This window comes from Dietzia sp. B44 (assembly GCF_014145245.1).
GTDB classification, from domain to species: domain Bacteria; phylum Actinomycetota; class Actinomycetes; order Mycobacteriales; family Mycobacteriaceae; genus Dietzia; species Dietzia natronolimnaea.
The window spans coordinates 1-4,868 of record NZ_JAALEF010000310.1; the positions used below are offsets into that span (position 1 = coordinate 1).

Sequence of the window (4,868 nt, forward strand, 5' to 3'; positions counted from 1 at the left end):
CCGCCGCGTTCGGGGCCGGCCGGGCCCGCAGCGTGGCCGGGCGCGGGACCGGACGACGATGACGGCCGGGGACAGGTCCCACGTCTCGCCCCCGCAGGTGCTCGACATCGTCTCCGTGGCGTTCGGGCGGCTGCTCAGGGAACGCGGGGTCGCGGTCTCCCCGGCCGAGGTGGTGGAACTGCGGACGGTCCTCGCGCTGGTGGGGACCTCCCGGCCCGAGGTCCTCCGGCCGGCGCTCCGTGCGGTGACCGTCAAGTACCAGCGGGAGAACCGGGGCTTCGACGCGGTCTTCGACAGCTTCTTCCTCGGTGTGCGGGCGGCCCGGGTCGAGGACTCCGGAGGGGCCCGGGGCGACGCCCCGCAGGTGGGGGCGCTGCCCGACGAACTGGGACTGGACTCGGACGGGTCCTCGCCGTTCACCCCGTCGGACCTGGACCCGGCCGAGATCGGTGACCTGGTCGAGGGCGACGAGACGGCCCGCCGTGACGAGGACATCCACTACGACGACTCCGACTTCTCGACCGCGACGGGCGAGGAGGAGTTCGCGGTCGAGGCGGGGGCGGAGCGGTGGCAGTCCTCGGTCACCTACGAGATCGAGGTGGATCGCGCGTCGTCGGACCGGGTGGGGGAGATGGGGTCCTCCGCCATCTCGGTCTCCAGTGGCGAGTCGTTGGACTGGGCGGACGCGCTCGACGTCCTGCGGACCCTCGACGGGTACGACGCCCGACAGGTGTACGCGGGGCACGCCGACGAGGGCGGGCCCCCGGCGGGCGAGCAGGTGGGGATGTTCGTCGACGCGGTCGTGGAGTTCCTGAGGAACCTCGCGGAGGACGTCACCGACGGTCGTGTCGACGACGACGAGGTCAACGGGGGCCCGGAGGCGCCCGACGGCGGGGACCTCGAGCGCGCGTCTCACGAGGTGATGCGCCGGATCCGGGGCGCCCCCCGGCGGCGCTCCCGGCCGTTCGCCCGCGGGCTGCTCGATTCGCGCTCCACCCTGCGACGGGCCTGGGCGACGGACGGCGAGGCGTTCACCATCATGAACCGGACCCGTGTCCCCGGGCCGCTCAAGCTCCTGATCCTCGTCGACGTGTCGCTCTCGGTCCGACCCGTCACCGGATTCGTGCTGCGCCTGGCCCAGAGCCTGCACCGGAAGGTCAACAGGTGCTCCGTGGTCGCCTTCGTCGACCGACCCGTCGACGTGACCGACCACCTCCTGTCGTCGTCGGGTCCGGACGCGTTGGCGACCGTGCTGGCCGCACCCGGTCTGGACCTCGAGGCCAGCAGTGACTACGGGCGGATGTTCGCCGAGCTGCTCGACCGCCACGGCGACCTGATCGACGCCCGGACCTCGGTCCTCGTCGTGGGTGACGGGCGGAGCAACGGCCTGGATCCGCGGGAGGACCTGGTCGGACGGATCAGCAGGCGGGCCCACCGGATGGCGTGGATCACCCCGGAGGCCCGGAGGTACTGGAACCGGCCCACGTGTGGGCTGAGCGTGTACGCCCGGTACCTGGACGGGGTGGTGACCGCGCGCGACCCCGCGGAACTGTCCGAACGGGCAGGTCTGCTGGGAAGCTCGCTCGCCTGACATGACCCGGGCCTATCGTGTGGGCATGTCGTCGGAAGGCCGGGTGGCCAAGTTCCACGCGCCGGAGATCCTCTTCGGCTTCGGTGCCCTGCCCGAGGCCGCGACCGCCGCCATGGGACTGGGCGCACGGCGTCCCCTCGTCGTCACCGATCCGTGGCTCGAACTCACCCCGTGGCCGGGCACGGTCGTCGACGGGCTGAGGGCGCGGGGTGCGGAGCCGGTCGTGTGGTCCGATGTCCGGCCGAACCCGCGGGCGTCCCAGATCCTCTCCGGCGCGAGGACCTACCACTCCTCGGGGTGCGACGTCATCGTGGCGGTGGGCGGCGGCTCGGTGATCGACGCCGCCAAGGGGGTGGCGCTCGTCGTCTCCAACGGAGGGCACGTCCTCGAGTACGAGGGGGTCGACCGGATCCGGTTGCCGCTGCCCCCGGTGGTGGCCGTGCCGACGACGGCCGGCAGTGGTGCCGACGTCTCCCAGTTCTGCGTGGTCAACGACTCGGACCGGCGGACCAAGGTGACCATCGTCAGCCGCTCTCTGGTGCCGGACGTGACGGTCATCGACCCGGCCACCCACGCCACCGTCCCCGAGGACGTGCGGGCGGCCACGGCGATCGACGTGCTCTCCCACGGGGTGGAGGCGTACTTCTCGCGCGCGGCGGGTCCGTTGACGGACTCCCACGCCCTGCGGTCCGTCGAGCTGTGCACGCGGTCGCTCGACAGGCTCGGGGGCGGCGAGAGGCACGGCGACGGGCAACTGGAGGACATGGCGCTCGCGTCGCTCGAGGCGGGGATGGCGTTCAGCAACGCCGTCCTGGGGGCGGTCCACGCGATGAGCCACCCGGTGGGCGGTCGGTACGACTCCTCGCACGGCCAGATCAACGGGGTCCTGCTGTCCCATGTCGTCCGGCACAACGGGATGGTCATGCGCGCGGACCGCATGGCGGACCTGGCGCGCGCCGCCGGGGTGGCCGTCGGCTCCCGGGGCGGCCAGGTGACGGACCGGGTCGCGGACCGCTTCCGGGACCTCGCGGAGGCCGTCGGGATCCCGGCGGGGCTCGCTCAGCTGGGGGTCCGTGCCGAGGACATCCCCACGTTGGCCGCGCACGCGCTCGACGATCTGTGCATGGCCACGAACCCGCGTCCCGTCACCCTCGAGGACGTCGAACGACTGTACCGGGAGGCGTCATGACCGAGGGGCCCACGGATCTGGACTCCCTCCTGGGCCTGCGGTCGGTCAAGAGGAGCTTCTTCGATCAGTACCGTGCGGCGGAGTCGAGGCTGCGCCGCTCCATGCACGCGCTCGATCGGGTCTCCGGTGCGCTGGTGCGGACCGCCGAGGGGCCCGAGGAGCTGATGCTGTCGGTCCTCCGGGTCGCCTACGACCAGCTCGACGCCGAGTGGGCGCTGGTCGCCCTCCGGGACGGTCAGCTCCCGTCCGTCGAGCCACGGCACGTCATCGTGGACCCCGAGGGGCGGTTCGTCGCGTTCGAGGGGCGGGATCTGGCGCCGGTCCCGGAGGGGCTGCCCACTGATGTGGTCAATGTCCTCCTCGCGGTCCTCCGCGGCGGCAGGTCCTCCGAGGTCGCGGACGCCGGAGGCCCCGACGCGGTGACCGTGCCGCTGATACTGCACGGCGGGGTGATCGGGGGACTGGCGTCCTGGCGCCACCCCGGGCGGCCGGCCGAGGACATCGACACGGTGGTCCTGCGGATTCTCGCCGCGCAGGCGGCCGTGGCACTGCACAACTCCGTCCTTTTCCGGGACCAGGAGACGTTGCTCGCGCGGGCGGAGGAGGCGTACGAGGAGGCCCGGGGGCACGTGGTGGAGCTGTCCCGGCGGAACTCCGAACTGGAATTGGCCCATCGGGAACTCGACGCCGCACACCGCCAGCGGATCCTCGACGTGGAACGGTCGCGGATGGCCCGGGAACTCCACGACAGCGTCTCCCAGCTGGTCCTCGGCGCGGGGATGCACCTGCAACTCGGACTCGACGCGGTGGGGCGGGTCGACCGGCAGCGGCCGCTGCTGGAGAAGGCGGTGCACCTGACCGACCAGGCCGTCGACCAGCTCCGGTCCGTGATCTACGCCCTGCGCACGATCGACGACGGGGACGGGCGGTTGAGCCGCCTGATCGAGGACCTGTGCCGCCTCCACGTCCCGTCGAGCATGACCACCGAGGTCCGGGTGCTCGGCGACGAGGTCCCGACGACCCCCGGGATCGAGCACGAGCTGCTCCGGATCGCCGGTGAGGCGCTCGCGAACTCCGCGCGGCATTCGCGGGGGCACGGCGTGGTGGTGACCCTGGACTTCGGTGACGAGGCCGTGGTGCTGACCGTGGAGGACGACGGCGTGGGACGGCCGGAGGACCTGCGGGCCATGCTCGAGGGCGAGCGGACCGGTTCCCCCGCGGAGCGCCAGGGCCTGGTCAACATGAGGGAGAGGGCCGAGCTGGTGGGGGGAGAACTGGGCATCGTGCAGTCCGACCTGGGTGGGGTGGCGATCACTGTGGTGGCGCCCCGCGTCGACGGACTCGACCGGCGGCCGGCCCGATGACCCCGGGTCCGACGACCCCCGGGCCGAGGACCCCGCCTGGGACCGGCCCCACGACCCCACCGTCGACGATCCGCACCGTCCTGGTGGACGACCACGCCGTCCTGCGAGAGGGATTGCGACTGATGCTGGAGCGGGAGCCCGACCTCGAGGTGGTCGGTGAGGCGTCGACCGCGGACGCTGCGCTTGAGGTCATCCGCTCGACCCGCCCGGACGTCGCGGTGATCGACCTCAAACTCGGGAGCGGCTCCGAGCTCGACGGGTTGCGGGTCTGTGCGGCGGTCCGCGACCTGTTCCCCGACGTGGCCCCCCTGGTGCTCACGACCTTCCTCGACAAGGCGATCGTCGTGCGGGCGGTCCGGGCGGGGGCCCGGGGATACGTGGTCAAGAACGTGGACGTGACCGAGCTGGTGACCGCCGTCCGGTCGGTCTCGGCGGGGCAGAGCGCCTTCGACGCCCGCACCGCGTCCATGGTGCTCGACGCGCTCAAGGGCGTGGGCTCGGCGTCCGAGGCCCTGTCGGCCCGGGAGATCGAGGTCCTGAAATTGCTGGCGGAGGGGATGTCCAACAAGGAGATCGGTCAGGCGCTGTTCATCTCGGCCACGACCGCCAAGTTCCACATCAGCAACATCCTGCGCAAGCTCAAGGTCTCACGGCGGGCCGAGGCGGTGTACGTGGCCAGTCAGCAGGGCCTGCTCTGACCGCCCCCGCCCCGCCCGTCGCCGCC

Annotated in this window: 4 protein-coding genes; all 4 read left to right on the forward strand. The window is 72.4% G+C overall.

What is annotated here, in order from left to right; genetic code table 11:
• A partial coding sequence (locus G6017_RS10810) for a VWA domain-containing protein (protein WP_347237989.1) occupies positions 1-1,591 on the forward strand: 1,591 nt, incomplete at its 5' end.
• 25 nt (positions 1,592-1,616) lie between these two features.
• Complete coding sequence (locus G6017_RS10815; RefSeq protein WP_241730857.1) at positions 1,617-2,780, forward strand: iron-containing alcohol dehydrogenase; 1,164 nt, start codon at positions 1,617-1,619, stop codon at positions 2,778-2,780.
• Entirely contained in the window at positions 2,777-4,144 is a 1,368-nt protein-coding gene (locus G6017_RS10820; protein WP_179524180.1) for a GAF domain-containing sensor histidine kinase, read from the forward strand. The genes G6017_RS10815 and G6017_RS10820 overlap by 4 nt, the downstream gene beginning before the upstream one ends.
• Positions 4,141-4,842 carry a MadR family response regulator transcription factor gene (locus G6017_RS10825; RefSeq protein ID WP_259848063.1) on the forward strand — a complete coding sequence of 234 codons (702 nt, stop codon included), beginning with the start codon at positions 4,141-4,143 and terminating at the stop codon, positions 4,840-4,842. The genes G6017_RS10820 and G6017_RS10825 overlap by 4 nt, the downstream gene beginning before the upstream one ends.
• Positions 4,843-4,868: the final 26 nt, after the last annotated feature.